This window comes from Coleofasciculaceae cyanobacterium (assembly GCA_036703275.1).
In the GTDB taxonomy this organism is placed as follows: Bacteria; Cyanobacteriota; Cyanobacteriia; order Cyanobacteriales; family Xenococcaceae; genus Waterburya.
The window spans coordinates 62,756-86,979 of record DATNPK010000082.1; the positions used below are offsets into that span (position 1 = coordinate 62,756).

The window sequence follows — 24,224 nt, forward strand, 5'->3', positions numbered from 1 at the left end:
TAATTGTTAGAAACTATTTAAGTCTGAAAAAAGATGAAAAGATTATTTATTGTTATGGTTGGCAGTTTTGTCTTTAGCGGAGTTCCGACCTTAGCTTCTTCTCCAGATGCTTGGTCAGAATATTATCAAAAAGTCACTAAAAGTTGCCTTAAAGCGAGTAAATTAAGCAATTCACAACTTAGGGGAAAAATAATTAGCTTTTCGGACATAGGCTATGAGGCATTGTTGGTACAGGGACAATATCCACAACCCCACATGAATAATCAAGTTGGACAAATGCTTTGCCTATTTAATCAGTAAACTGGTCAAGCATCTGTTATGGATGCCGATCAAATAAGGGAAAATCCTAGCCAAGAATAAACTTAAAAGAAGATAATAGTTACTTCAAATAGATCCTAAATAGACTCGATCAACTAAAGTAGAAAATGCACCATGCTTTAAGACAAATTAACCTTGTAAATAGGATTTCTAGACTGTCGTGACTTGAAAATAAATAATGAGCAAACACTATAAGATAGTAGCTTTACCAGGAGAAGGAATTGGTTTAGAGGTAGTAGAAGCGACGCTGAGTATTTTGCAACAGGTAGCCGTAAAACATAATTTCCAACTAGAGGTAGATAATGGCGTAATTGGAGAATCAGCATTGAAGCAGTACGGCGCGTATTTTCCTAAAGTTACGTCTGAGTTATGCAGTCAAGCAGACGGTATTCTCTTTGGTGCGGTAAGTAAAGGTGGATTGTTAGAACTAAGAAAACAGTTTGATTTGTTTATCAATCTCCGTCCAGTTAAAACATTTCCTAGTTTAATCAATAAGTCTAGTCTAAAGCGCGATCGCCTTATAGGAGTAGATATTTTATTTGTTAGAGAATTAGTGAGCGGGATTTATTTTGGTGCGTCGGGAAGAGAAAAAGATGAACAGGGAGGTTATGGTTATCACACCATGCAGTATTATGATTGGCAAATTAAACGTATTGCCAAAGTTGCGTTAGACAAAGCTCAAGCCAGACGAGGTTTACTGACGGTAGCTCATAAGGAAAATGCTTTACCCCATTTACCTTGGACTAAATTGGTAGCAGAAGTAGCTCAAGAATATCCTGAATTGACTGTTGAGCCAATGCTGGTTGATAACTTGGCAATGCAGTTAGTGATTAATCCGCAGCAGTTTGATGTTATTTTGGCAGGCAATTTATTTGGAGATATTTTAAGCGATCTTGGCGGTGCTTTAGTCGGATCTATTGGTTTATTAGGTTCTGCTAGTCTTAATGAGGTAGGATTTGGTCTTTATGAACCGATTCATGGCACTGCACCCGACATAGCAAAAAAAAACCAGGCTAACCCAATGGGTACATTAACTAGCGCAATGATGATGCTAGAACAATGGGAAGAAGTAGCTGCGGTACAAAGTTTACAGCAGGCTTGGAATCAGATTTTAGCTCAAGGTTATCGCACCCGAGACTTGTACTCACAAGATACAGAAACCCTCGTAACCACCCAAGAGTTAGTAGAGTTATTTCTCAGAGAATTGTCAACAAGCAATAATTATTAATTTTTTACCAAATCAAGCCTCAAATTAAAACTTTAGTGAACATTTCCGAGAAGATTAACTGATTATCAGATGAATCGCTGTTGGGCTAATAAATGCCAAGATTCTCTGGTAAGTTGCCATTCGATTTGACTCCATCCTCGATCGCTCATCCATTTTGAGCCAGAGCGATCGCCAATTTCCCTAAAACCATATCGCCTTGCTAAACGTGCAACCCGCAGATTTGCACTGACAGAAATGCCTCGAATCTCCTTTAACCCAAGATCGCAAAACCCAAACTCAATTAAAGCTTTAGCAACTTCAATTGCATATTTGTAACGACTCCAAAACTGCGGTGCTAACTCAATACCCATTTCCGCTCGCTCCGAATCATAACTGGCACGGCGTAACCCACAACAGCCAATTAATTTTAAGTTTCGGCGATCTATAATAGCAAGCTGATAGTTGCGTCTCGGATTTTCTAGACTCCAAGTTTTAAAAATTTGAAAAAGCTCTCGAGCATAATAGGGTTTTGCTTGTTCAAGGTCATAAAATTCAAAAGAACGAGGATCGTCATGATATCTCACAAAAGCTGGTAAATCATCTTCGATAAAGTCTCGAAGCAGAAATCTTTTCGCGATTAATTCCATGACAATAATTCTAGATCGAGTGAGAATGCTATATTAAATTTAACTACAATATTACAGCGAATTTCAGTTGAGTAGAACTCATTATTTGCGACGCGAAGCTAGTCCTTTAGGGCGTAGCTTATCCGTGATAGACTCATTACTCAGACAAATCAATGTGGTCTACCCAATCAAAAACTGCTGTAATACATTATTGCCCTATACTTGTACTTTCAAGATGCCAATCGGCTCGGTTGAGACGATAAACAAAACAGTGATCGTCACCAAACCATCGCTGCTCGATAAATTGAAAGCCAAGGCGTTCATAAAAGCGGTGGGCGCGGGTATTACTAGCAAGTGGATCGACGAGTACAGCCGTCACCAGCGGATCGCTAAAAGATCGGGCAAGTGCAAGCTGCATCATTCTTGTTCCATAGCCTTTACCTAAATCAGTCTCTTCTCCAATCCAGATATCAATGCCGCGAAGATTCTCCGTGACATTCCCCCAATAGTGACTATCTTCAAGCGCTGGATCGATAATCTGAATAAATCCGATGGGACGACCATCGATTTCGGCAATTAATTGTTCTCTCCACTCGTGGGTGCGTTCAAGTTCGACCTCCCAACCCCAATCATCGTTAGGATCTGAGGCAAGTACGTGAGGTTGTTCATCCCAGTATCGCAATAGAGTCAAATCAGCAGAGGTAGCGGGGCGTAGATCGAGCTTAACTTGTACAACCATAAATTTATGATTAAATGATTAGTTAATAACGGAGTGCGATCGCCAATAATACTGTTGTCACCAACAAAAAATATTTCATTGTTTAAGTTGAGGTGCTTAATTTACTAAGTTTTTACTTTTTTAACTGCTTACAATCAATAATTTGCTCAAACGGAATTTTTTCGGAGTTAATCCCTGGGATTGATCTTAAATCGTTTACTAAATGCAGCCAAATTACTATAGCCAACCATACTAGCAACTTCTCCTACCTTCCAATCACCCATTTCTAATACTTGCCGAGCTTGTTCTATACGATAGTTATGCAAGTATCCAAATACTGTTGTGTTAAAACAGTAACGAAATTCTCGCTTCAGCGTACATTCATTTAAGCCTACTAACCGAGCCAATTCTCCTAAATTGGGAGGATCTCGTCCATTCTTTGATGTAAGATATCTCTAGCATGATGAATGTGATCGACCAAATCATTGGGTGAGTAAATGCGATCGCTATTGTTTTTGTCTATCTCTGCTGCTGCAACTAATCCTAATAATTCTAGTGCTTTTCCTTGTAAAAACATTTCATCGAACAATTCGTTATAGGCAGATTGTGAAATAGAAACGGTCATAGCGATGAGCAATTCAAGCAAGAACTTAATAAAAAATTATCTTATTATTTTTGGCTAAAAAGTAATGAGAATTGGCGATCGCATCAATATCATCTGTAACTTTTATTTCAATAGGAATCAGCCGTCCAAAAAGGAGCAGCAACCACAGTGCGATCAATTTCGTGCCAAAATACGAAAATACTGTCAAGTTAACCAGCGCTACTAGCGCGTCTAGATTAATTTGTTGGGTATTGAAAATTATTTTGGGCCCCCTAACCCCCAAGCTTGGGGGAATCAGCCCAGCATTCTAGCCTGGACGCGCTACTACGGGGAAACAAATTTCCGTTGTAGAGTAGATAAGGTTTTTGATTCATATCCGCTTCAAAGGTTATGGTAGTTTTACAATCTTTCAATTAGTTCTCTGCTAGTTTCGGTAACTGGTTGACGACGGCGACGCAAACGATACATAATCAAGCCAGTCATAAACAGAATAGAGGGAGATAAGCCAACGAAAACATATAAAATACGAGTCAGTATACCGCCAAAAGTACCATAGTGCATTGGAACAAAAGCATTTAAAATGCGATTGCCCAATTTAGCAGTTTTACTATTAATAACGTGCAGTACTTTGCCACTATAGGGATCGATTTTTACTTGATTAGCAAAATATTGAGCATCCCCAGGTTGCTTGAGGTAAACAGAAAAAACTTCATCGGGTTTAGTGGAGACAGAAATAAAAGTAGGAGTAGCTTCTGGGATAGTTGCGTTAGCTTGTTGGAGTATTTGACTAATAGCTAAAGGTGCTTTTCTTGTAACATCAGATTTAACTTCTGGAGGTTTGGGAGTAAAAGTTAAGGCATAAATAGCTGATTCTGTCTGTTCGTAAAAATTCCAGATAAAGCCAGTCAAACCAGTAAAGGTCAAGAATAAAAAGGCAATAATGCCCACCAACTTATGAATATCGTAGTTTTTGCGTTTTGTTTTACCATTCCATTTGATTTTAAAACCAGATATTAAATTTCGCCATCCCGACCATAAAATTAAACCAGTGATAGCTAGGATACACATTAATAAAGCTGCAATACCGACAAGAATCGTGCCTATTTTACCAGCAAATAGAGCATAGTGTAGTTCGTAAACTTTGCTATAAAAAGTACTCTCGCGCGATCTCTCTCCTAAAATGTTCCCTGTATAAGCATTAGCAAATACTTCTAATTGTTTATCTTCACTATTTTTGAGACGGACTCGATAAATATTGGGGTCAAAATGCAGATCGAATTGCGCTAGTTTAAAATCAGGTTGATTAGCATAAGCTTGAGTGATGTTATTAGCAATTGCGTCTAAAGATAAGGTTTTTTCTTGAGGAATAACCGGCTCAAATTGTTGTTTAACTAATGCAGCATCAATTTCTTTTTGGAAGACAAGTAAGCTTCCAGTTAAACCAACAATGACTAATATCAGTCCCACAGCCAGACCAATATAGCGGTGTAGAGAAAAAGCCAGATTGCGTATTGTTCTAATATTCATGATTAAAACTCCAGTGAAATTGTGCTTAAAATAGTGAAAGGTGCGCCAGGATCTACACTCAAACGAGAACCAGAATTGCCAAAGCGTGACGCAGAGAAATAGTCAATATCAAACAGGTTTTCAATGTTTAATTGAGCGCGCCAATTATTGCGTTCGTAAAATAAAGCAGCATCAGTACGAAAATAGCCAGGTAAAGTATAGGAGTTATCCAAATCACCAAAGCGATCGCTTAAATACAAAAATCCCAAACCAAAACCTAATCCTTCGAGATTACCTTTTTGTAGTTCATAAGTCGTCCAGAGACTAAACTGGTTGTCGGGAACATTAGCAAGACTATTATCTACAATATCCGTATTATCTTCAGTAACAAAAGCATCGAGATAAGTATAACCAGTAGTAATATTCCAACCAGGCAGAATTTCTCCTCCTAGATTGAGTTCAATCCCACGACTGGCTACTTCTCCTGTTTGGATCGAGAAAAGCGGATTGACTGGATCGGGTGTCGATACATTTTGTATTTGATCTTGAAGATAAACTCCAATCGTATCCACATTATCATCGCGGAAAAATTCTGGAGCAAAGTCAAAAGGTTCTTCTGTATAAACTGGGTTGAAAACATTAATAGAGGGATAGGGAGGAAATTGAAAACTCGGATCTTCCGCATCGTGACGGTATTCAGTGCCAAATAGAAGCTGATGTTGAACCGAACCAGTTTTAAATTTACTAACAACTTCAGCATTAGTAAAAAACCGATTGTAATCTCCGCCAGTAGTATAGGCAGTGCGTGCGAGTTCTCTCGATTCATCAAAAGAATCAGTTAAAGTACCAAATCTTTTCGGATTGTATTGTATATATTGCAAGGTATGTCCGACCGACCAATCTTCATTAAATTGATGATTGAATGTGTAACCAAGATTAAACTGATCTTGCTCAAACTCCCCAAAATCTTCGCCGAAAAAGCGTTCTTTAGGTACATCTACTATCCCATCCCCAAAAGCAACTAAACCTTCATCTGTAGTTTCGCGATCGCTGACATATTGACCATAAAAATTAATAGAAGTATTAGCACCAATATCCCACGTCAAAGTAGGAGAAACTAAAAATCTTTCTCCATTAACAAAATCGCGGAAGCTTTCGTAGTTTTCGTAGGATAGATTCAAACGATATCTAACTGTTTTGGAGTCATTTAAAGGTCCAGAAACATCTAGATCGCCTCGGTAAGTATTAAAATTACCTGCGGTAAATGAAGCTTCATAAAACGGCTCACTTAAGGGTTTTTTAGAAACCAGGTTAATAATTCCCCCTGGTTGTCCTTGACCAAATAGCACGGATGCTGGTCCTTTTAAAACTTCAAGGCTTTCAACATCGCTGGTACTTAGGGGTGCTAAAGAAAAGTAAGCAATCCCATCTCGAAAAATTTCACCATCAAAACCCCGAATCAGAAAACCAGGGCCACTAACACTCGTCCCTCTACCACCAGCAGAAACCACACCCCCCACAGTTTCTAAGGCATCTCCTAGTTCGGTAACATTACGATCTTCTAATACCTTTTGAGGAACTACTTGAATTGACAGAGGAGTATCTTTAATTGGAGTATCTGTTCCTGTAGCTGTACTAGCATCAAGAACATAATAATCATCTTGTCCTTCCCCTGTAGCAATAATTTCTATCTCTTCATCTGGTGTTTCTTGTGCTCTACGTGCTTCAGGGTTAATACTCAAAACTAAATTCTGCTGTGATAGTATTACTTCCGCGCTTGGTGTTTGGGTTTCTCCGGTAACAGTTAAGCCAATACTATTATCATTTACTTTAGTTAAAGCAATTGAGTTTATTCCTGGTGCGGGGTTGGTTTTAGTAACACCGTTTCTAATCGAGAAGGCTAAAGTTGCATCTAAAATATCGATTACTAAATCATTCCCTTCAGGCAAAATTAACGGAACTAATCTTTGTCCTCCTGCTGCGGTTTTGAGGATTACTTCTAATCCTGTATTAGTTTTATCTAGTTCTACTCCTGTAACACGAGTAATGAGGTTTTGTTGTGCGAGTAAATCTTTAGCTGACGTAGGAAAGGTTGTGATTGGCTTGTTCTCTTTCGATTCAACTTTGTTTCTACTTAGCTCTGGTGTTACTTGTGCTTCTACGCTAGTTGCTAGCAGAAAATAAGCATAACCAACTAGACCGCAACAACTGAGGTCAATTAAATAATTAATATTCACTTTTCTCTTGCTCCTTCATAATCCTCTGGTTTGTACTACCAAACTCAGAGGAGTTACTCACTATTTGTTAGTAGTTAAAATAATTAATTCAATTACTTCCCAATTGCGACCATTCTTCTGGCAACACATTAGCGACAAGTGCAAAGCTGCCATTACCGTCAGGAGTTAACACATAAGCCATGCCTTGAGGAGCGGGCTAAATTCCTGTCGCCGACTCAAAAACGTCATCGTGACCGATAATAACTGTATTAGTTCCGCTTTCTGGTACGGCAGTTAACATCGGTGTTAAAAATGCTTTCATCTGAGCCGCTTGTTGTTCCGTATACTCTTCAGCTTTAGGGAAATTCAAAGCAGGATTTTTTTCATACTGACCAAATGCCAGATCGGCAGTTTGCCAAGCACGACAATATTGGCTGGAGATCACCTGACCTACAGGAATAGAATTGGCTTCAAATTCTTCTCCAATCGCCTTGGCTTGCTGCCATCCTGCTTCATAAACCCCGTTGAGTCGAACAATCATTAACATCAGCACTAACGTGATCGGCATAATCTTTTTCGGTTTGGGCGTGTCGGAAATAAATAATATGACCGCCTTCGTGTAATGCGCTTAATAACTCTGCACCAGATAATTTATCTGGAAAATCGGCATTGGCTTGTTCTCCAGGGCTTAATTCCGCCCCACCTTCTCCGCCTTGACCACCTTCGCTTTGAGCTAATAATTCGGTGGCTGTGGGTAATTTTTGAACTTTCTCAGCGTTGTTAATCAGCGTACTAAAGATACCAATAGTAGTGGCTACGCCTCAAGCTAAAAATAGTTCTACGGATTTTAGATTGTTGTTCATCTTGGTGACGAATAATTAATATTTACGATTTACTCTTGTTCTGCTGCGATTGCCATTTTGGCTCCTGGTACTTGGCGCAAGCGATCCATCACCTTAACTACAGTCCCATGTTCGACTTTTTCATCGGCATTAATAATTACCACCGATTCCGAATTGGGTTCAATTTTCTCAGTTAATGCAGCTTTTAATTGATTTAACTCAATGGGTTGGCGATCTAAAAACATTTTGCCATCAGGTTCGATAGTAATATTCATCTGTACTGACTGTTTCGGTTCTGCCGTTTGTGCCGAAGGTAAATCTACAGGTAAACCTTGCGATCGCGTTAGAAATAAACTGGAAATGATAAAAAACGCCAAAATTGAAAAAATAACGTCAATCATTGGCAGGATGTTAATATCAAACTGCTCTTCTGGTTCATTTATGGGTCGCATATTCTCTGATCCCCTGATGAAAACGACGATTGAGCAGTTCTAATTGACCACCGTATTCTTGAATAAAGGCTAATTCCCGTAGATATAGTCCTCGAAAAGCATTAGCAAATAATAAGGTAAAGATTGCTACTACCAGCCCCATTACAGTTGAAACCAAAGCCTCGCTTAATCCTCCTGTAACACCACTTGAATTAGTCGCAGCCGCATTACCTAAATCCATAGCTGCAAAGGACTGAATTAAACCGAGAATCGTACCCAGTAATCCCAACAAAGGCGAGGCAGTAATAATTGTTTGAAACCAAGTACCAAATTTTCTTAAAGTCGGTATTTCAGCTTGAACCGCACTATCTAAAGCTAAACGAAACTCATCGGGTGTCGGCTGTTCCAACTCGATCGCTTCTAAAAAGATACGAGCAATAGGTATTTGGGCATTTTTTTTCAATAGAGCGATCGCACTAAAGCGATCGCTGCGATATAAAGATAATACTTCTTTGACAAGGCGACGTTGATTCTGCTTCACTCGCCACCAAAAAATTATCCGCTCAATAATTAAAGCCAATGCTAATAAAGAAAATCCCAGCAACGGAATACTTACTATTCCTCCTGCTGTCCATAAATTATCAATCGACATGAATCCTACCTAGTTAATTGAGAAGTACTTTCAATATGCAATTTCCAACAGTATCACATTTAATCAGTAATTACACCCAATTAAATTTAAAATTTTTGTAACTATTTTCCAGCTTCAACTCTAGCCAAATCGAGCTTTAATATCAAATGGACTTAATCAAAATAAGTCTTGTTGAACATACTGTTCAAGAGTCGAAAAATAAAATATTTTTGTCTAAGATGAGAGATGCGATCGCTATTAAAATTAAACTTATTTATAATAAGTAGCAATAAAAGCTTGGCATGATATATTGCATAGTTAATGATCGATACTGATAAGCTTGGCAAAATTAATCCAAACGATAGTCAGTAAGCAATAACAATCTTGACTATAAATCCATAGTTGCGTTGCCATTGATGTCACGTTTCACAAGTAAATCTAATGTCTACTTCCAAATTCTGCATTCAACAGCGTAAACAAGAACAAAAGCGACTTAACAAACTGCTAATCTATGGTTTTGCAGGTTCAACATTACTTCATGCAATACTTGCTTATGCTCTGCCTCGTTGGTCGTTTGATTATCCAATTGAAGCAGAAAAACCAATGGAGTTGATTATCGTCGATCAGCCCAAACCAGAACCAATACCCGAACCAGTAGTTGAACCAGAACCAATACCAGAACCACAACCAATACCAGAACCACAACCAATACCAGAACCAGAACCAATACTAGAACCAGAACCCGCACCTAAAAAAGTTTTAACTACTCCCGCTCCAGAACCTTCGCAACCTATAGTCCCTGCGCCAATTGAGGAGCCTGTTAAAGCACCAGCTAACTCCGTGACTTCTGCTGAAAGTAGTAATAACAAACCAGATGTGCCAAATTCAGTAGCTGCCAGTAATAGTGCGCCTCCTCGTCCTGAAGCCAGTAGTGGTGAAGAAGGAATTAGCTGTGTTGATAATTGCGAACCAGAATATCCTGCTACATTAGAAGGAGTAGAAGGTAGTGCAGGAGTCAAACTAACTATTGATAGTAATGGCAATGTAATTGGCGCAGAATTAGCCGATGCTGATAGTAATAGTCAAGTCAACCGTGAGGCTTTGTTGGCAGCCAGACAAATGCAGTTTAGTTCTCTCCCCAGTGGCGATGTAGCATCAGTTCAGGTCAAAATTGATTTTACTGTAGAGGGTTCAGAATACGATCGCGCCCGCCGTGAAGAACAAGAAAGAAGAGAACAAGCAGCCCAAGAACGCGAAGAGCAGCAAGAAGCGGCACGTCAACAGCAGCTAGAGCAAGAAAGACAAGCACAACAAGAACAATTAGAACGAGAAAGACAAGTCCGTCAACAGCAGCAACAGCAACAGCCAGCACCGCAACAGCCTGTAACTGATACTCAACTACCTAAACCTTTACCTGCTTTATCTGAAAGCGAAGAGCAAGAACGGTTAAGGAAGTTTCGAGAAAGGCTAGAGAATTATTAACAAGAGTAAGACAAAATAAATATATAAGCAAGGGGACTAGGGGGCTAGGGGACTGGGGGACTTCAAACGTCATACTTCAATGGTTTATCAGACAGTAGAGTTATTAGTTAGGCGTTAGACGGATTTATTGTCAAATAGTTTATACTTTTGTTCATGATTATATTGATTCTTCAATAGCCTTTGATAATATTCAAACGCATACCGCGCTCAACAATTAATCAACAAAGCTAATTGGTTTATCGTTTAGTAGTTAGGTCACAACAAATACGGCAGCAACAAATAGCTCTAGATACTCAGCAACAGCACTATTTATTGCGGGTATTACGGTTAAATAATGGCGATCGCTTTGTGGCGATGGATGGCGCAGGTAATTCTTGGTTAGCCGAAATTGTGGAGCAGTCGGCACAGATTATTGAATCAGTCGAGATCGACACAGAATTGCCTATATCTCTTAGCCTGCTGACAGCTTTGCCAAAAGGAAACGGTTACGAACAGATAATACGCTGCTGCACAGAATTAGGAGTCAGTAATTTCCTGCCCGTAATGAGCGATCGCACTATCCTTAAACCTAGTCCAAATAAAGTCCAACGCTGGCGCAAAATTGCAGTAGAAGCAGCGGAACAGTCGGAAAGGCAGGTTGTTCCCACGATTTTTGAACCAGTTAAATTTAGTTTGGCGATTCAGCAAACTAAATCCAACCAGGCTAAATACATTTGCGTGGCGCGGGGAAATATTCCGACTCTCTGGAGTTCATTGCAGCAAAATGGCACTCAGCCAGAAATAATCATTGCGACAGGTTGCGAGGGGGGCTGGACAGAGACAGAGCTAGAAAAAGCGATCGCCCTGGGTTTTCAACCCGTTTCTCTGGGAAATCGTATTCTTCGCGCCATCACCGCTCCGATTGTTGTTAGCTCATTAGTTGTAGCAATAGGGAACAGCTCCTTACCAAATTAAGGAACATTAATTTGTCATTTTTAGTCATTTAAGAACGTAATTAACTCAGATTTTGGTCCTCAAACTCAAGAAAATTTAACAGTTTTTTAATTCAATGCCCATAAATTTCCGCTTAAAGAGGACGAAATCGGAAATTTGAGCTTTAATCATATCGATACAGCACACAAGAGATACTATGAAATTATCTAAAAAGTTGAAGTTAGCAGCAATTTTTACAGGTGCGATCGCTTTGACAACTCCATTATTTCCTGCTTTAGCTCAGTATACTGAAGAACCCGTTCCTGAAGAACAGGTGATTGCTGTAGCTATCCCTGCCGGGAGACTTTATAATTTGACGGTAATGGAACAAATCCCAGGTAAACAGCAGTGTTGGAGTACAACTGGTTCTGAGCCTACTATTGTAGATCCTCTGTGGACGACCTTCGATTTCACAAGTAGCTGTCGCCGTTCTACTGATAGCAATGGTTATTCTGTGCGTCTTGATGGACAAGATACTAGCCAAAATTACCGGCTTGATGTTGTTCCTAAAGGAAATGAACTTCAGTTAGTCGCCACCAATTATCAAAATGGTCCTGACCTCGTTGTCGGTCAAACTAACGGAAAAGCCGCAGATGGGCAATATCTGAAAATTAATCTCAATCCAGGTTGGGAATTTAGCAAAAAAGCTTACGAAGGTAAGGTGTTAGGTCACTACTTCTTTAGCGGAGACTCAACCGCGATCGCTGCTGCGGGAAATGCTCCCGTTTCAGATACCTCTACTGCTAGCTCAGGTTCTAACTTTAGCGACATTTCTAACGATATTTATCAAGACGAGATCGAACAAGCCGTAGCACTTGGTTTTATTGCTGGTTTTAAAGACCAAACTTTCCGTCCCACGGAGTCATTGACCAGAGAACAGTTAGTTTCAATGGTTTATGGCGCATTGGAGACTGTTGACAGCTTAAATCTAGAACCTGCTACCTCAGTGCCAACTCAACCCTATCCCGATGTCAATTCCTCTCGCTGGAGTGCGTCTAAAATTCAGTGGGCAAAAGAAAGCGAAATTGTCAAAGGCTATCCCGATGGTTCGTTCAAACCCGATACTCCCGTTACCAGAGCCGAGTTGATTGCCGTACTGCAAAATGCTGCTAAATTCGCCAAAATGAAACAGGGCGAATCAGCTCAACTAGTAACTAGCCAAGAACCTACCAATTTCTCGGATATTTCTAATCATTGGGGTGCTGAAACTATTCAAGCTATGTCCGCGTACTGTGGTGTGGCTTCACCTTATCAAGAAATAGGAGATGCTTTTAACCCTGATACTCCTGCTCAAAGGGACTATGCAGCAGCAGCAACTCTTAGAACGCAAGATTGTATTACGGGTGGCAATAAAAAGGTTAGTCCATAATTTAGCTAATGGCTCACTGTTAATCGTCATCTAAAAAAAGAGGGGTGCAACACCCCTCTGTCTATTTCATGATTAAGTAAGTTTTAAATTTTTCAACTGACGGACGAGAAGTAAACTTTAGATTTAACTGGATCTGGGTTCATAGTTTGATCTCCCTCTTGCCATCCCGCAGGACAAACTTCGTCAGGATTAGCCTGTACGTGCTGAATCGCTTTAAGAGTACGCAAAGTTTCATCTACGCTGCGACCAAATGAAAGGTTATTGATAGTTGCGTGTTGGATTACCCCTTCTTGATCGATAATAAATAAGCCTCGTAATGCCACTCCTGCTTCAGGATCGAGAACATTGTAAGCATTACTAATTTCTTTTTTAATGTCAGAAACCAAAGGATAGGCAATGTCACCAATACCACCTTCTTTGCGCTCGGTTTGCATCCAGGCTAGGTGAGAAAATTCACTGTCTACCGATACGCCCAAAATTTCGGTGTTAAGAGACTTAAAGTCTTCATGGCGATCGCTAAAGGCAATAATTTCGGTTGGACAAACGAAAGTAAAATCCAAAGGATAGAAAAACAAAATAACATACTGACCGCGATAGTCAGATAACTTAACAGTTTTAAATTCTTGGTCAAAAACAGCGGTAGCTGTAAATTCGGGGGCTTCTTGCCCTACTCTCAAACATCCTTCTATAGTCATAGTTTTGATTTCTTTAATTACCAAACAACGTCGGTTTACAAAGTGAACGCCAGCCGTATCCTCTTCGGACAGGGTATTATTCACAATTTTATATAAATTTTACGAATCTTAATCAATATATCATGGTCATAACGGGAACGAGTTATTAATCAACAGTTAACACAACAAATCAATCTACTCTTCCATTTGGTTTAATTTACAGCCGTTTTTAGTTGAATAGACTACGTTTTCAATTAGTTAGTTCATAGTGAAGCATTGCGATCTTGGGGAGGGGCTGTCGCCTGGGGTTGCCGTAAACTAAGCGGTGCAAGCCGCCGCCCCATTGAGCAAACTGTCTCACTTTTAGCTCTTTTAAATTTTATTATTGTGGTCTACTAATTTGAGCGCGGGGGATGCGCCACCTGCGGGCGCATATCCAACCGTGCTGTTGAAAAGCGCAGTAAAAAGAACAACGAAGCAGATTAACCTTACTTACTACTTACTACTTACTACTTACTACTTACTACTTAATCCAATTCCCGTCTGCCTTCCAAAGCCCTGGCAAGAGTTACTTCATCAGCGTATTCTAAATCTCCTCCCATTGGTAAACCAAAGGCGATCCGAGTTACTTTGGTAAAAGGTCTGAGTAGTCCGTTAATATACAGCGTAGTCGTTTCTCCTTCAACGCTGGGGCTAATCGCCAAAATAACTTCTTTAATTGGCTCTTTGGTTACACGGCGAACTAGAGCTTCAATATTAAGTTGTTCCGGGCCAATTCCGTCCATAGGCGAAATAACTCCACCCAAGACATGATATAAACCGCGATATTCTCTGGTTTTTTCTAAAGCGATCGTGTCGCGGGAATCGGCTACTACACAGACAGTAGAGCGATCGCGATTTTGATTACTACAGATCGAACATACGGGTTCGGCGGAAAGATGAAAACAAATCTTACACAGACCAACCTGTTGTTTGGCTGCCACTAAAGCTTGAGCTAATGCCTGAACCTCTTTCTCTGGGCGTTTGAGCAGGTGGAGGGCTAATCTTTGGGCGGTTTTGGGACCTACTCCTGGTAAAAGCTGTAGCTGCTCGATTAAACGAGCTAAAGGAGGCGTATAAATGGCTTGCTTCTCTCAATATTCTGGGTTTAGGAAAGATAATTATATCAAATCTTTTTCCGTCACTGATTATTACTGGTTATTTGTTAACAGCTTATGGCTAGTTGCCAAAACCACAAATTCAACTGCTTAATTTAAAAACAGGGAAGGAGCGTATTTCTTAATTAATTCTTATTAAGCAGTTATTACTATAGATAGATGAGAAGACCATATCAATACGATGTAAGATTCTTAAAATAATATTTATGTAAAATATTAAAATTCGCGAGCATACCCTTTAAGCAACTGAACAATTAAATGACTAGTACAAAATCCGTTGATAATACGGTCGATCTCAACGAACCGAAGTATTATTTTAATCGAGAACTAAGCTGGTTGGAATTCAATCGGCGGGTTTTGGCAGAAGCACTAGATGCTAGAACACCTTTGCTAGAGCGTCTCAAGTTTATGGCGATTTTTAGCTCTAACCTAGATGAATTTTTTATGGTTAGGGTTGCAGCATTAAAAAAGCAGGTTGCAGCAGGGGTTAGCAAGCTATCGGCAGATGGTCGCACTGCGCTACAGCAGCTAGAAGCGATCTCGGAAACTTTGGCTCCAATGATTACAGAACAGCATCAGCATTTTGAAAAGGTACTAAAAAAAGAACTAAACAAATCAGGGATTCATCTACTCAATTATGTCGATCTCAACCAAGAACAAACAACCTACATCAATAATTATTTCGAGGATTATATCTTTCCAGTTTTAACTCCTTTGGCGGTAGATCCATCACATCCATTTCCCTATATTTCTAATCTCAGCCTAAATCTTGCTGTGGTGTTGAAAGATCCCGCTATCGATCATGAATTATTTGCTAGGGTCAAGATCCCCAATGTATTACCCCGCTTTATTGCCTTCCCAGAAAAATTAAGACAAAAATATCGAAATAAATCGGGGGTTTGGACTGGTGTGCCGATGGAACAGATTGTGACCCATAATTTGGAGTATCTGTTTCCAGGGATGACTATTTTAGAGTCCTATGCTTTTCGGGTAACTCGCAATGCCGATCTGTCGGTAGAAGAAGACGAGGCGGATGATTTATTGTTAGCGATCGAAAAGGAGCTACAAAAACGCCGCATTGGCGGCTCTTCGGTAAGACTCGAAATTGAAGCTTCGATTCCCTCTGAACTTCGCTCGACCATCATTAGCGAATTGTTTTTGGAAGAGTGCGACGTTTATGATATTGATGGCTTGCTAGGCATGGGAGATTTAATGTCTTTTTTGTCCTTACCCCTACCTGAACTTAAAGATAAACCTTGGAATGCGGTATTGCCTCCCCGTCTTAATTGGCTAAAGGAAAACGAAGGTGATTCTAACGGAGAAGGAGAAAACTTTTTTAACGTAATTCGTCATGGAGATATTTTAGTTCATCATCCTTATCATTCTTTTAGCAGTACTGTTTTGCGTTTTGTAACTGAAGCAGCTCACGATCCTAATGTCCTAGCGATTAAAATGACTTTGTATCGTACCTCTGGAGACTCTCCTATCGTCAAAGCTTTAATTGCAGCGGCAGAAAATAATAAGCAAGTAGTAGCATTAGTCGAACTTAAGGCTCGTTTCGATGAAGAAAATAATATTCTTTGGGCGAAAAAGTTAGAAAAATCTGGGGTTCATGTGGTTTATGGCGTTACGGGACTAAAAACCCATACCAAGATCACTTTAGTTGTACGTCAAGAAAAAGAAAAAATCCGCCGTTATGTTCATATCGGCACAGGTAACTATAATCCCAAGACAGCAAAAATATATACGGATTTAGGTTTATTGAGCTGTCGAGAAGAGTTGGGAGCAGATTTGACAGATCTGTTTAATTATTTGACTGGTTATTCACGACAAAAGTCATATCGCAAATTGCTAGTTGCTCCAGTTAGCTTGCGCGATCGCATGATCGAAATGATCGACCGTGAGGCGGAAAATTGTCGTCAAGGAAAAACGGGACGTATCGTGGCCAAAATGAACTCTTTAGTCGATCAACAGCTGATTCAAGCTCTTTATCAGGCTTCACAAACAGGAGTTGAAATAGACTTAATTATTAGAGGAATTTGCTGTCTAAGACCAGGATTACCCAAAATTAGCGATAAAATTCGCGTGATTAGTATTATTGGTCGTTTCTTGGAGCATTCTCGTATTTTCTACTTTCATAATGCTGGGGAAGAAGAAATTTATATCGGTAGTGCAGACTGGATGACTCGTAATTTGAGCCGACGGGTGGAAGCAGTTACTCCGATTGAGTCTGGCGAAATCTTTAGCGATCTACAGGAAATTTTGGGGGTAATGTTAGCCGACAACCGTAAAGCCTGGGAATTGCAGTCTGACGGGACGTTTATCCAAAGAAAGCCCAAAAAAGACGAAGAAGCCAACAGCTCTCACGATATTTTTATGGAGATGGCACTACAATCTACAGGATTCTCGTCGAATTAAGTTAATTTATGAAAGTTGCCGTATTTAGTACCAAGCCTTACGATCGCCAATTTTTAGCTCAGGTTAATCAAAAACACAATCACGAATTACAGTTTTTTAGTCCTAGTTTAGACGGGCAAACTGTAACCTTGGCCGCTGGATTTGAAGCAGTCTGCGTGTTTGTTAACGATCGCCTGGAGCGTAAGATTATGGAGATTCTGAGTCAACAGGGAATCAAGCTAATTGCGCTGCGGTGTGCAGGATATAATAACGTCGATCTTGATGCTGCTCGTGAATTAGAAATTACGGTAGTTAGAGTTCCTGCCTATTCTCCCCATGCCGTGGCCGAACACGCGATCGCTTTGATTTTGACTCTCAATCGTAAGATTCATCGGGCATACTATCGTGTCCGTGAAGGGAACTTTGCTTTAAACGGACTGCTGGGATTCAATCTTCATGGTCGTACCGTGGGCATTGTCGGCACAGGTAAAATTGGTCGGATTACAGGTCAAATACTTCATGGTTTTGGCTGTCGCATACTGGCTTATGATTTAAATCCTCATCAAGAGTTTGCGGAACAATATGGCGAGTACGTGGCGTTGAAGGAGCTGTTAGCACAATCTGATATTATTAGCCTGCATTGCCCTTTAACCGAGGATACTTATCATTTAATCGATGACGAGGCAGTCAATTTGGTCAAACCTGGAGTAATGCTAGTTAACACTAGCCGAGGCGGTTTGGTAGATACTAAAGCAGTCATCAAAGGTTTGAAATCTAAGCAAATTGGACATTTAGCCTTGGATGTCTACGAACAAGAAGAAAAGATGTTTTTTGAAGATTTATCAGGTGAAATAATTCAAGATGATGTCTTTGAAAGATTACTTACTTTTCCTAACGTAATTATTACAGGACATCAAGCTTTCTTTACCGTCGATGCCCTAAATAACATTGCCGAGACGACTTTAGCTAATATTACGGCGATCGCTAATAATCAACCTTGTCCGAATCAATTGAGTAATTTTAGTTAGTCAGTTAGTCATTTGATTTAACAGCTTTTTAACTAGAGCGATCGCTTTTTGGTTCAGTTTCGCCAAAAATTAATACTTTTAATATAGAGCTAAAAAACCAAACTACTCCTGCAATTAAAAGCACCAAGAGTAGAGGTGCAAATCCAGCAAAGGGAGCTAAAATCAACATTAATAATAAGCCAAAAAGTATTGTTTTATACCAAATATTATTCATTTTAAATCTCGATGATTTTTATTTAAACTAATTAAAATCGCGCTTAAAATTACCTATCTTTAGTTATAAAAATTAATTAAGGAATGTAAAATTTGCGTCGTATTCTATATAAATCAAGCTTTTGAACGATTTTAGCTTTTGTGTGCCAATTTAGTACCTGTAATAACTTGGAGATAATTATTACTGAGTTGTCTCACCATAAAAATATATGGTGTTTAAGGAGGATAAAAATTGTGTCTAGTAAGTTACTTTCATTGATTAATCATTTGTTTACGGCTGTCTTATTGGTGGTGCTATTGTTTGCCTGTCAAAAAATATCAGAAGGCAAGAATTTTGAAGGGATTAAATTGGAGTATCCAGCCGATTGAGCTAAACTATTTTTAACTTAAAGTTGCTTGGCTATTCCCCTCTAACAGTTAATTTCCTAATTTATGCTTGGCTTACTATAAATTAAGATTTTTTCAACAAGATTCTTTTCACGTTAGAGTAAGGGGGATGATGGTTTAGTCATATGAAAGCAACAAGAGATATTCTAATTATTGGCGGTGGCGTTGTTGGTTTAGCGATCGCTATTGAATTAAAACGTCAGGGAGCAAAAGTAACCGTAGTCAGCCAAGACTTTTCTCAGGCAGCATCCCACGCCGCAGCAGGGATGTTAGCACCAATGGCAGAAAAGCTTACCTCGGCGGCCATGCTAGATTTGTGTTTGAGATCCCGTTGGCTGTATCCTGAATGGACGCGCAAGCTAGAAGAATTAACTGGGTTAGAAACTGGCTATTTGCCCTGTGGTATCCTCGCGCCAGTTTACGATCAACCTGAATCTACAGCCGACGATCGCCACAATAGTATTTGGTTAGATCGACAGGCAATTCAACTATATCAGCCAGGATTGAGCGATCGCGTAATTGGTGGCTGGTGGTATCCTGAAGATGGACAGGTAGATAATCGTTGTTTAATGCGATCGCTACTGCAAGCTGCTCAAACCTTAGGTATCGAGATCCATGAAGGAGTCAGCGTCAAGGCGATTCAACAACAGCAAGGCAGAGTCGAGGCAGTTCTCACTAATCTTGGACAGATAAACGCCGAGCAATATGTTTTAGCGGCTGGTTCATGGTCGAGTCAACTTTTACCTTTGCCTGTGCGCCCTGTAAAAGGACAAATGCTCTCGCTCAGGATGCCACAAAAGCTACATCAACCTTTCCCTCTCCAGCGTATTTTATACGGCAATGGTGTTTATCTCGTTCCCCGACAAGATGGCAGACTGATCGTCGGAGCAACAGTAGAAGAAGTTGACTGGACTCCTTTTAATACCCCCAAAGGGATTCAAAGCTTGTTAGATAAAACCACCGAACTTTATCCCGCCGCAGTCGATTGGCAAATTGAAGAATTTTGGTGGGGTTTTCGTCCAGGTACGCCTGATGAACTGCCGATTATCGGACGTAGTTCCTGTGATAATCTGTTTTTAGCTACAGGTCATTATCGCAATGGAATTCTGCTGGCACCAATCACTGCATCTTTAATCGCCGACTTAATCCTGAAACAAAAGTCTGACCCTCTATTGGCTAAATTTAGCGATCGACGTTTTTATCAATCAGCAAATATGACTCTAAGCAACTCTAAATTATCGCTTCAAATAGAATCAAATCCCCAGCCTCCCTTATCCCCTGGCACTACGTCTTTACTAGACGATCAAATAATTATCGAAGACGATCGCCAACTAACTATCGCAGGACGTACTTTTAATTCCCGACTGATGACTGGCACGGGTAAATATCCTAGTATGCAGGCAATGCAGCAGAGCGTGGCGGCTAGCGGGTGCGAAATTATTACCGTAGCGGTAAGAAGAGTCCAAACCAAAGCCCCAGGACATGAAGGATTAGCTGAGGCGATCGACTGGCGTAAAATTTGGATGTTACCCAACACCGCAGGGTGTAAAACTGCCGAAGAAGCCGTTAGGGTTGCTCGTTTGGGCAGAGAAATGGCCAAGCTTTTGGGGCAGGAAGACAATAACTTTATTAAGCTAGAGGTTATTCCCGATGCTAAGTATCTTTTGCCCGATCCGATAGGTACGCTACAGGCAGCCGAACAGTTAGTCAAAGAAGGTTTTGCAGTTTTACCCTATATCAATGCCGATCCTTTATTGGCTAAACGGCTTGAAGAAGTAGGCTGCTCTACGGTAATGCCTTTAGGTTCACCCATTGGTTCAGGGCAAGGAATTAATAATGCAGCGAATATCGCGATTATCATCGAAGAGGCGAATGTACCAGTGGTGGTAGATGCGGGTATTGGTACGCCTAGCGAGGCAGCCTTGGCAATGGAAATGGGAGCTGATGCCTTGTTGGTTAATAGTGCGATCGCACTGGCGAAAAACCCTGTAGCAATGGGACGAGCAATGGGTTTGGCAACCGAAGCAGGAAGGCTGGCTTATCTATCGGGAAGAATTCCGGTTAAACAGTATGCTACTGCTAGTTCTCCTCTGACTGGTACAATTAATTAGTCTCATGTGTCAACGGCATTAAAAAAGAGCAGAGGTTGAAAATGCTATTCCTCTACTCTCAATAACTATTCTGTTGATTTTAGTTAAACCTAAGCTTATTCTGCATTTTGACGATACCATTGAATGGTATTTTTTAGACCTTGCTTAAACTCGGTTTCAGCGACAAAGCCAAACTTCTCTTTTGCTCTTTGGGTATCTAAACAACGGCGAGGTTGACCATTGGGCTGATCGGTTTGCCAAACAATCTCCCCCTGAAAATCCATTAGCTCACAAATAGTTTCAACTAGATCTTTTATTTTTACTTCGTGATTAGTGCCTAAATTTACTGGCGCAGGTTCGTTATATTTCTGAGTCGCCATGACGATACCCCTTGCTGCATCAGTAGAATACAAAAATTCGCGAGTCGGACTACCATCACCCCATGCTGGTAACTGTTTGTCTCCCCGCTGCTGTGCCTCATACACTTTACGAATCAAAGCGGGAATTACGTGAGAACTACGAGGGTCAAAATTATCTTCTGGACCATAAAGGTTAACTGGCAAAAGATAAATCCCGTCAAAGTCATACTGTTGGCGATAAGCTTCTAACTGCACAAGTAAAGCTTTTTTGGCAATACCGTAGGGTGCATTAGTTTCTTCAGGGTAACCATTCCATAAGTCGTCTTCTTTAAATGGTACGGGCGTGAACTTAGGATAAGCACAAATAGTACCGACGCAAACAAATTTGGCTACACCTTCTTGGTAGGCAGCATGAATAAGCTGAGTACCCATCATTAGATTGTCATAAAACAATTCCGCTGGCTTTTCTCGATTTAAGCCAATTCCCCCAACGTGGGCAGCCAAATGAATCACAATATCTTGCTCTTTAACCGCCTGTTGGCAATTTTCCCATTGGCAAAGATCTAGTTCGCGAGATCGCGGTGTACTAATTCTGTCTATGCTTGCTCCAGCTAACAATAGCTGATCGACTACCTGCTTCCCCAGAAAACCAGCACCACCAGTAACCAGGATATTTTTGTCTTGTAAACTTAACATTGCTCATTAAGATTGGATTTGTAAATATTTTAGATGTCAAGTCGCTAAATGGCTCAAATTACTCTGAATACTTGAATACCTAATCAACGATTGTGGCGAAATTACGACGGTTTAAAGTATTATCTTCACGTTGGCCACCGTCGGGAGTAGGCAAATTAAGATTAATTAAATCAGCATTAACCATCAGCTTGACTAGCTCTTCAAAAGTTACAGAAGGTTCCCAACCCAGTTTTTGCTTGGCTTTAGTTGGATCGCCAATTAATAAATCTACTTCAGCAGGACGTAAGTAACGAGGATCGAAAGCAACATAATCATGCCAATTTAAGTTGACGTAGCTAAAAGCAATATCAAGAAATTCTTTGATTTCGTAAGTTTCTCCCGTAGCGACTACATAATCATCAGGCTGTTCTTGTTGCAGCATCAGCCACATAGCTCTGACGTAATCTTTAGCGTATCCCCAATCTCTTTTAGAGTCTAGGTTGCCCAAATATAGTTTCTTTTGTGTACCTTCTACAATGCGAGCAAGGGCTCTGGTAATTTTGCGAGTCACAAAAGTTTCGCCACGACGAGGAGATTCATGGTTAAACAAAATGCCGTTACAGGCGAAAAGATCGTAAGATTCGCGATAGTTGATAGTTTGCCAGTGAGCATAAACTTTGGCGCAAGAGTAAGGACTGCGAGGGTAGAAAGGCGTAGTTTCTTTTTGAGGAACTTCTAAAACTTTACCAAACATTTCTGAAGATCCAGCTTGATAAAATCTAACTTCAATTCCTGTCCGATGCTGGTAATCTCTGATCGCTTCCAACAAACGTAAAGTACCCATTCCTACGGAGTCAACGGTGTATTCAGGGGAGTCAAAACTAACACGAACATGAGACTGTGCGCCCAAGTTATATATTTCTGTAGGTTTGACCTCTTCTAAAATACGTCTTAAGGTAGTGCCGTCTGTCAAATCGCCATAGTGCAAAAATAGCTGGGCCTCTGGGCTATGAGGATCTATGTATATATGATCGATGCGATCGGTGTTGAAGGTAGAAGTCCGACGAATAATTCCGTGAACTTCATAACCTTGATCCAATAAAAACTCGCTCAAATATGAACCGTCTTGACCAGTAATGCCAGTGATCAAAGCTACTTTGCGTTCACTCATTTGTCTAATTTACCTACTTGCTATTTTGTAAATATTATGTCTTTTTCCCCACTATAATACACAGATAGTAAAATCTATTCCGAAATAGTACTGAAAAACAAAACAACCAAATGTTTTTGCTAAAATTGCACTAATTTATTAACCTAGTACTGTAAAGTATCTAGATTATTTAAGATCATTAAATTAAATGTTATTTGAGCAATTAAGCTAAATAATTAGTGCTAATAATCATTTAGCTTTTCAAGTTAATTTACCAAGAAAATATAATATTGTTGATTGGGTCTAACATAAGCGACAACTGATTTGCTATTTTATTAGCAACATTAGCGCACCATCTTTTTTTTGCAGAAATTTTTTGGAGTATTAGATCAATTACAAACTTTAATTCAGCTTAAATACGATAATACGATTAAAAATAATCAGTTTGGTATTTATTCTAAATGACCGAGAATATCGATCTTAGTAACACCAAGACAGCCCATAGTTCAATGTAGCGCTAGCAATTAGTAAGCTCCATTGTTGCGTGGAAAAAGCATTACACCAATTGTTTTGTAAACAATCCATAAATCTAGTACCCAATTGTGACTGGTAGCATAGTAAACATCGATTTGTACTCTTTTAGGGTAAGGAATATCGTTTCTACCCGAAACCTGCCATAATCCAGTAATTCCTGGTTTAATTTTGAGCACGGTATTGATTTTGCGACCATATTTTGGTAATTCTTCAGGTACGAGAGGTCTTGGTCCAACTACACTCATTTCTCCTTTCAATACATTCCAAAATTGGGGAAACTCATCGAGGCTGGTTAAACGTAGAAATCGACCAATTTTGGTAATTCTAGGATCTTGCTTCAATTTAAAACTATCCTGAAACTCTTGACGCATTTGGTCTGAGTCTTGCACGATCGCTTTGAGAACATCATCTGCATTATCGACCATCGTTCTAAATTTTATGCAGTTAAAAGGACGATGATCCTTGCCAATTCTTTGTTGAACATAAAAAATTGGCCCTTGAGAATTAAAGGCAACCAAGATCATTAAAATCAAATATACGGGAGAAAATACAGTCAGAACAAATAAAGCAAAAACTATATCAAATGTACGTTTAACAAAATTTCCGTTCAAAATATAAAAGGATAATTTCAACCGATT

At 39.9% G+C, this 24,224-nt stretch carries 25 protein-coding genes; 9 read left to right on the top strand and 16 right to left on the bottom strand.

Annotated elements, in window-relative coordinates:
• The first annotated feature begins 33 nt into the window (after window positions 1–33).
• Both V6C71_15575 and leuB read left to right on the top strand, forming a co-directional pair.
• Window positions 34–300 carry a hypothetical protein gene (locus V6C71_15575; GenBank protein ID HEY9769889.1) on the top strand — a complete coding sequence of 89 codons (267 nt, stop codon included), beginning with the start codon at window positions 34–36 and terminating at the stop codon, window positions 298–300.
• Window positions 301–496: 196 nt separating this feature from the next.
• Entirely contained in the window at window positions 497–1,546 is a 1,050-nt protein-coding gene (gene leuB, locus V6C71_15580; GenBank protein HEY9769890.1) for a 3-isopropylmalate dehydrogenase, read from the top strand.
• A 65-nt stretch (window positions 1,547–1,611) separates the two neighbouring features.
• Here the strand turns inward: leuB and V6C71_15585 are convergent, their stop codons facing one another.
• The 10 genes from V6C71_15585 to V6C71_15630 form a co-directional block, all read right to left on the bottom strand.
• Window positions 1,612–2,172 (bottom strand): GNAT family N-acetyltransferase, encoded by a 561-nt coding sequence (locus tag V6C71_15585; GenBank protein ID HEY9769891.1) that lies wholly within the window; start codon window positions 2,170–2,172, stop codon window positions 1,612–1,614.
• 187 nt (window positions 2,173–2,359) lie between these two features.
• Window positions 2,360–2,890 carry a GNAT family N-acetyltransferase gene (locus V6C71_15590; protein HEY9769892.1) on the bottom strand — a complete coding sequence of 177 codons (531 nt, stop codon included), beginning with the start codon at window positions 2,888–2,890 and terminating at the stop codon, window positions 2,360–2,362.
• A gap of 167 nt (window positions 2,891–3,057) precedes the next feature.
• Entirely contained in the window at window positions 3,058–3,276 is a 219-nt protein-coding gene (locus tag V6C71_15595) for an AraC family transcriptional regulator (protein ID HEY9769893.1), read from the bottom strand.
• 5 nt (window positions 3,277–3,281) lie between these two features.
• Window positions 3,282–3,494 carry a hypothetical protein gene (locus V6C71_15600; GenBank protein HEY9769894.1) on the bottom strand — a complete coding sequence of 71 codons (213 nt, stop codon included), beginning with the start codon at window positions 3,492–3,494 and terminating at the stop codon, window positions 3,282–3,284.
• Between the two features lie 25 nt (window positions 3,495–3,519).
• The gene (locus V6C71_15605; GenBank protein ID HEY9769895.1) at window positions 3,520–3,681 is read right to left on the bottom strand and encodes a hypothetical protein; all 162 of its coding nucleotides are present in this window, start codon (window positions 3,679–3,681) and stop codon (window positions 3,520–3,522) included.
• Between the two features lie 191 nt (window positions 3,682–3,872).
• Window positions 3,873–5,000: a PepSY-associated TM helix domain-containing protein gene (locus V6C71_15610; GenBank protein ID HEY9769896.1), complete on the bottom strand. Its 1,128-nt coding sequence runs from the start codon at window positions 4,998–5,000 to the stop codon at window positions 3,873–3,875.
• Window positions 5,001–5,002: 2 nt separating this feature from the next.
• Window positions 5,003–7,216, bottom strand: coding sequence for a TonB-dependent receptor (locus tag V6C71_15615; GenBank protein ID HEY9769897.1), 2,214 nt, complete (start codon window positions 7,214–7,216; stop codon window positions 5,003–5,005).
• A gap of 196 nt (window positions 7,217–7,412) precedes the next feature.
• Window positions 7,413–7,763, bottom strand: coding sequence for a hypothetical protein (locus V6C71_15620; GenBank protein HEY9769898.1), 351 nt, complete (start codon window positions 7,761–7,763; stop codon window positions 7,413–7,415).
• Window positions 7,764–8,087: 324 nt separating this feature from the next.
• Window positions 8,088–8,489: a biopolymer transporter ExbD gene (locus V6C71_15625; protein ID HEY9769899.1), complete on the bottom strand. Its 402-nt coding sequence runs from the start codon at window positions 8,487–8,489 to the stop codon at window positions 8,088–8,090.
• Window positions 8,473–9,120, bottom strand: a complete 648-nt coding sequence (locus tag V6C71_15630; GenBank protein HEY9769900.1) for a MotA/TolQ/ExbB proton channel family protein — start codon at window positions 9,118–9,120, stop codon at window positions 8,473–8,475. The genes V6C71_15625 and V6C71_15630 overlap by 17 nt, the downstream gene beginning before the upstream one ends.
• Before the next feature lie 420 nt (window positions 9,121–9,540).
• Here V6C71_15630 and V6C71_15635 point away from each other — a divergent pair, with 420 nt between their 5' ends.
• The 3 genes from V6C71_15635 (at window position 9,541) to V6C71_15645 (ending at window position 12,922) form a co-directional block, all read left to right on the top strand.
• A complete protein-coding gene (locus V6C71_15635) occupies window positions 9,541–10,581 on the top strand; it encodes a TonB family protein (GenBank protein HEY9769901.1) in 1,041 nt (346 codons plus the stop codon).
• A 231-nt stretch (window positions 10,582–10,812) separates the two neighbouring features.
• Window positions 10,813–11,535, top strand: a complete 723-nt coding sequence (locus V6C71_15640; GenBank protein HEY9769902.1) for a 16S rRNA (uracil(1498)-N(3))-methyltransferase — start codon at window positions 10,813–10,815, stop codon at window positions 11,533–11,535.
• A gap of 175 nt (window positions 11,536–11,710) precedes the next feature.
• Complete coding sequence (locus V6C71_15645; protein HEY9769903.1) at window positions 11,711–12,922, top strand: DUF3747 domain-containing protein; 1,212 nt, start codon at window positions 11,711–11,713, stop codon at window positions 12,920–12,922.
• Between the two features lie 92 nt (window positions 12,923–13,014).
• On the opposite strand, the gene V6C71_15650 is transcribed toward V6C71_15645, so the two are convergent.
• Together V6C71_15650 and recR are read right to left on the bottom strand one after the other, a co-directional pair.
• Window positions 13,015–13,701: a peroxiredoxin gene (locus V6C71_15650; GenBank protein HEY9769904.1), complete on the bottom strand. Its 687-nt coding sequence runs from the start codon at window positions 13,699–13,701 to the stop codon at window positions 13,015–13,017.
• Window positions 13,702–14,123: 422 nt separating this feature from the next.
• A complete protein-coding gene (recR, locus tag V6C71_15655; protein HEY9769905.1) occupies window positions 14,124–14,717 on the bottom strand; it encodes a recombination mediator RecR in 594 nt (197 codons plus the stop codon).
• 294 nt (window positions 14,718–15,011) lie between these two features.
• On the opposite strand from recR, the gene ppk1 reads away from it, so the two are divergent.
• Window positions 15,012–17,171 (top strand): polyphosphate kinase 1, encoded by a 2,160-nt coding sequence (ppk1, locus tag V6C71_15660; GenBank protein ID HEY9769906.1) that lies wholly within the window; start codon window positions 15,012–15,014, stop codon window positions 17,169–17,171.
• A gap of 8 nt (window positions 17,172–17,179) precedes the next feature.
• Complete coding sequence (locus V6C71_15665; protein ID HEY9769907.1) at window positions 17,180–18,178, top strand: 2-hydroxyacid dehydrogenase; 999 nt, start codon at window positions 17,180–17,182, stop codon at window positions 18,176–18,178.
• A gap of 28 nt (window positions 18,179–18,206) precedes the next feature.
• On the opposite strand, the gene V6C71_15670 is transcribed toward V6C71_15665, so the two are convergent.
• Entirely contained in the window at window positions 18,207–18,392 is a 186-nt protein-coding gene (locus V6C71_15670) for a hypothetical protein (GenBank protein HEY9769908.1), read from the bottom strand.
• 233 nt (window positions 18,393–18,625) lie between these two features.
• Between V6C71_15670 and V6C71_15675 the strand changes: the two genes are divergently transcribed.
• Together V6C71_15675 and thiO are read left to right on the top strand one after the other, a co-directional pair.
• Window positions 18,626–18,760, top strand: coding sequence for a hypothetical protein (locus V6C71_15675; protein HEY9769909.1), 135 nt, complete (start codon window positions 18,626–18,628; stop codon window positions 18,758–18,760).
• 143 nt (window positions 18,761–18,903) lie between these two features.
• Window positions 18,904–20,889, top strand: a complete 1,986-nt coding sequence (thiO, locus tag V6C71_15680) for a glycine oxidase ThiO (GenBank protein HEY9769910.1) — start codon at window positions 18,904–18,906, stop codon at window positions 20,887–20,889.
• A 95-nt stretch (window positions 20,890–20,984) separates the two neighbouring features.
• On the opposite strand, the gene V6C71_15685 is transcribed toward thiO, so the two are convergent.
• From V6C71_15685 to V6C71_15695, 3 genes are all read right to left on the bottom strand, one after another.
• Entirely contained in the window at window positions 20,985–21,923 is a 939-nt protein-coding gene (locus V6C71_15685) for a GDP-L-fucose synthase (protein HEY9769911.1), read from the bottom strand.
• 79 nt (window positions 21,924–22,002) lie between these two features.
• Window positions 22,003–23,073 carry a GDP-mannose 4,6-dehydratase gene (gmd, locus tag V6C71_15690; protein ID HEY9769912.1) on the bottom strand — a complete coding sequence of 357 codons (1,071 nt, stop codon included), beginning with the start codon at window positions 23,071–23,073 and terminating at the stop codon, window positions 22,003–22,005.
• A gap of 503 nt (window positions 23,074–23,576) precedes the next feature.
• The gene (locus V6C71_15695; protein HEY9769913.1) at window positions 23,577–24,197 is read right to left on the bottom strand and encodes a sugar transferase; all 621 of its coding nucleotides are present in this window, start codon (window positions 24,195–24,197) and stop codon (window positions 23,577–23,579) included.
• Window positions 24,198–24,224: the final 27 nt, after the last annotated feature.